The organism is Sulfuricurvum sp. (assembly GCF_049305995.1).
Taxonomy (GTDB): Bacteria; Campylobacterota; Campylobacteria; order Campylobacterales; family Sulfurimonadaceae; genus Sulfuricurvum.
On the sequence record NZ_JBAQPS010000228.1, the window covers coordinates 1 to 4,341 of the forward strand.

The following is a 4,341-nucleotide window of genomic DNA, read 5'->3' on the forward strand; positions in this document are numbered from 1 at the left end:
GTTCTAAAAAACCGGCTACTCTCGAAACAGGTGCTGTGGTTCAAGTTCCTTACCATGTACTAGAGGGTGATCTCATCCGTGTTAATACCGTTGAGGGTGAATACATGGAGAAAGTGAAGTAATTCACTTTTCCACGTAAAGCGGATTTTTCCGCAAACTCCTTTTTTTCTTTCGTCCCTACGTTTTCAGGGTACAATATCAACCTAATAATCATCAAATACTATTACGAAATAAGGAAAACCTGTGCCATGTGTTTTAGTCCCAATTGCAGAGGGTTTTGAAGAGATCGAAGCGATCAGTATCATCGATGTTTTGCGTCGTGTGGATATTGAAGTGATTATGGGAACGTTGAACGAACATCTGATGGTGACGGGGGCGCATGGGATTACGATCCATGCGGATCGTCCGGTTAAAGGGCTGAGCGTTGATGAACTCGATATGATCGTTCTCCCCGGAGGATGGAGAGGGACGAAAGCTCTTGCCGCAGATGTCAACGTTCAAAACCTCCTTAAAGAAATGGATGCAAAAGGAAAAGCTATCGGTGCCATATGTGCCGCTCCGTATGCTCTTGAAGCCGCAGGGATACTCAAAGAGGGGTATACCTGCTATCCCGGTATCGAAGATGAACTCACTATCGGCGGGTTTGTCGGCGATAAACATGCCGTTGTCGAAAGCGGCAATGTGATGACGTCCCGCGGTCCCGGAACGGCGATTTGCTTTGGTCTGGCGATTGTAAAAAAACTGTGTGGCGATGAGACCTATAAAGCATTGCGCGGCGGATTGTTGGCGGATTATTGTGCGTCGATTTAGTCTTTTTTTGCTGCTGGGTATGGCACTCCATGCTGATATAAAACTTTCTGAGACTGAAATGTATACTCAGGAAGAAGCACGACTATATTGCCGAGATTTAGGAAGCGGATGGCGGCAAATGGGTATCGGGGAACTTTTTGTTGTTTCGGCTCAATTTCACGATAATTTCAGCTATTGGTCAAGCGATCAAGGACCCTCTGATAGTACCGTTATCGGAACCGGAAGTGAGGGAGACGGTGGGATTATCGCGATGGTAGGATACAGTTTCTATCCCAAAGAGAAAAACATTACTCTCTCACCACCGAGTAAAAAAATTGCTGCTGCGTGTACCGATGCTTCTATCGTAAAAGCTGCAAAAAACTTTCATCAATTTGCCATAGGAGTTGAAGATAGAGATACGGGGATTGTATGGCACTCTTTGGAAGCAACCGATAAAAAAGCGAAGTTCACCTTTGAAAAAGGAAAAGAACATTGCGATAATCTGACATTAGAGGGTAGGGCTTGGCGGCTTCCGACGCTCAATGAACTTTATGGTATCGTCGATTATTCCCGTTATAGACCGACGGTCAATATGCAATTATTCGGAGCGATGATGCACCGTTATTATTGGTCTTCCGATGCTTTGAACGAAGCTGAAAATTTTGTAGTCGGATTTAAACTCGGTTCAGTGGCAACGGTATCGAAAAAAGAGGAAGCGTATGTTCGCTGCGTAAGTGAATTGCCTTGAATGTTTAAATTCTTTTAAAGAGAAATAGTTTTTACATATTTTTGAAATTCTTCGGCTAAAAGTGGTTCGCTGTAAAAATATCCTTGCACTTGATGACAATCTTCTTCTTGAAGGTATGCAAGTTGTTCTTTTGTCTCTACCCCCTCGGCAATAGTTTTAAGATTTAGACTCCGTGCTATATTTATAATGGCGCGGACAATAGCTTTATCCTCGCTGTCCGTCTCGATATCATGAATGAAAGATTGATCAATTTTTAGCTTGTAAATTTTGAATTTTTTGAGGTAATTGAGACTTGAATAGCCGGTTCCGAAATCATCAATCGATATTTGTATGCCTCGTTGATGCAAATCGTTCATGACTGCGATTGCTGCATGAGGGTCTTGCATTGCAACCCCTTCTGTTAGTTCGATTTCAAGATATTTTGGATCAAATGAAAAATTATTTAAAATTTCTTCTATTTTTTCAGGCAAATTTTGATTTCGAAATTGAACCGCTGATAAATTAACGGCGATAATCATCGGTTCCATCCCGCCTTCCGTCCATTTTTTTGCTTGTTTGATCGCAGTACGAAGTACCCACTCTCCGATAGGTAAGATTAATCCGCTTGCTTCAGCGATAGGTATAAATTCAGCAGGGGAGATAATACCAAGTTGTGGATGATGCCAACGCAGTAAAGCTTCGGCACCGATAATATCTCCGCTTCCCAAACAAAATTGAGGTTGGTAGACTAAATGAAATTCGTTACGTTCTAATGCGTGGTGCAATGCATTGTTGAGTTGTAGATTGCGCATTGATTTTATTTGCATTTCATCGGTAAAAAAACGATAGTTATTACGTCCATCTAGTTTGGCACGATACATTGCGGTATCAGCATTTTGGGAAAGTATTTCCATATTCAAGCCATCCAAAGGATAAATTGCAATGCCGATGGAAGCAGTGATCGTGAGTTCATGTTGATTAATTGAAAAAGATTGAGACATTGTTTTCAGTAATTTTTGTGCAACTTGTTCAGCTCCATTTTCAGCGGTATTGGGTAATAATAAGATGAATTCATCCCCACCTAATCTTGAAATAGTATCCTCATCGCGCATGATTGAACGAAGTCGTTCTGCTGATTTGATGAGTAGAGTATCGCCAATACTATGCCCTAATGAGTCATTAATTTCTTTGAAATGGTCAAGATCAAGAAAAATGACGGCAAAGGATTCATTATTTCGTTTTGCTATTGTCATAAGGTGGTTAAAACGCTCTTCAAATTGTCTGCGGTTAGGTAAATTAGTGAGAGAGTCAAAATTTGCCAAATAGTAGATTTGATCTTCTGAACGTTTCTTTTTCGTTATATCTTCTGTGATTGCCATATAATTAGAAATATTGCCATCGGTATTTAAAATAGGGGCACTTTTAACCGCTTCAATATATTCAGTTCCATTTTTATGCCGATTAATAAATTCACCGTGCCATGTTTCGCCCGCTTGAATAGTCTTCCACATCTCTTGGTAAATAGAATGCGATGTTTTTCCGGACTGAAGGAATTTTGGATTTTTTCCGATTGCTTCATCGCTTGTATAGCCTGTAATATGGAAAAATGCATCATTAACGTATTCGATATTACCGTCTAAATCAGTAATAATAATGCTATTTGGACTTTGACGAATTGCTTGGGAAAGTTTATGGAGATCGTTATTGCTTTCGATTAACTCTGATTCAAGTTTTGCTTTTTCTTCATTCATAACAACTTCGACCAAATGTGTTAATGCTCCGATAGTCAAACTTGAATGGGTAATATTAGGTATCTCTAATGGATTATTATAAGATTTTGTTTTACTTTCAGAAAGTCCTAAAACTGTTGTCGTAACATTAAGCAGGTTATTGCTTTTGTTACCGTGATAAAATTCTCCATAAGTAAAAAATCCACTGAGCGGTGCAAGTTGTGCTAGGGGTGAAAATTCTGCTTCAAGTGCTTCTCCTAGAAAGATTTTTCTACCGGTACATGAATAGATAAATATCCCGTCCAAAGGATGTTGCACAGCCAGTTGAAGCGTTTTTTTGGCACTTTCATCAATCATGGATGGGCTTGCTATTCCAAATCGGACTTTTTTCCCTACGGGAATACTGCCGGCAAACATAACTCCTCCATCAGGTGTTATATCGAGCGCTGAACGAGCAATATCAACGGTTCCTTAGTGATAAATAAGAGGAAATTCGATCATAGAACCGGGCATATTACTGACAACATTTTCTCCTAAGTAATGTTCATAGACATCCAAAACAGGTAAATAATTAATTTGATAAACAATATTTCCTTTCGCTTGGGTTATAGTCATCTCTCTTCCGATGGGATGCCAACTCAGATTATAGGTGTGAAAAACTTCCAGTTCCGGATTTGCAAGGGCAACAGCAACAATACCGCCTTGAAAAATAGTAGTTCCATGAATACAATAAGTTGCATGCATAATGTTATTATCACCAGACATTCCACCTGCAACGATTACATCTTGAAGCGATCCACGATTGAAACCTCGTAGTATATCATCACCGATACGCTGTAGCCCATCAGCAAACATAATAACGCATTTTGTATCTTTATCAACAATTGTTTGTGCGGCTGTGTACCCTAAAGCCTCAGAATCATCTCCAACAAGATGAATGCTTTTAAGATACGTTTGATTGAATATTGAAAATGATATTACGATGCTTTCATGAAGCATCTTTCCGTTTAAAATTTCTCCTGCTGTAGTCGTCCCGATAATGATAGCATCCGGTATCTTCATCAGGATGATTTTGCTAATATGTTCGAGTAGATA

4 protein-coding genes and 1 pseudogene are annotated in these 4,341 nt (G+C 39.7%); 3 read left to right on the forward strand and 2 right to left on the reverse strand.

Annotated elements, in window-relative coordinates; translation table 11 throughout:
• The 3 genes and pseudogenes from WA010_RS07930 to WA010_RS07940 form a co-directional block, all read left to right on the forward strand.
• Nucleotides 1-122, forward strand: a pseudogene (locus WA010_RS07930) (elongation factor P); the annotation flags it as partial.
• 121 nt (nt 123-243) lie between these two features.
• Nucleotides 244-810, forward strand: a complete 567-nt coding sequence (locus WA010_RS07935; RefSeq protein WP_422556593.1) for a DJ-1 family glyoxalase III — start codon at nt 244-246, stop codon at nt 808-810.
• Entirely contained in the window at nt 797-1,537 is a 741-nt protein-coding gene (locus WA010_RS07940) for a DUF1566 domain-containing protein (protein ID WP_422556594.1), read from the forward strand. The genes WA010_RS07935 and WA010_RS07940 overlap by 14 nt, the downstream gene beginning before the upstream one ends.
• 14 nt (nt 1,538-1,551) lie before the next feature.
• On the opposite strand, the gene WA010_RS07945 is transcribed toward WA010_RS07940, so the two are convergent.
• On the reverse strand, nt 1,552-3,705 hold the full coding sequence (locus WA010_RS07945; RefSeq protein ID WP_422556596.1) for an EAL domain-containing protein: 2,154 nt from the start codon (nt 3,703-3,705) through the stop codon (nt 1,552-1,554).
• 12 nt (nt 3,706-3,717) lie between these two features.
• Nucleotides 3,718-4,341 (reverse strand): FIST signal transduction protein (locus WA010_RS07950; RefSeq protein WP_422556595.1); only part of this gene is annotated, 624 nt, incomplete at its 5' end.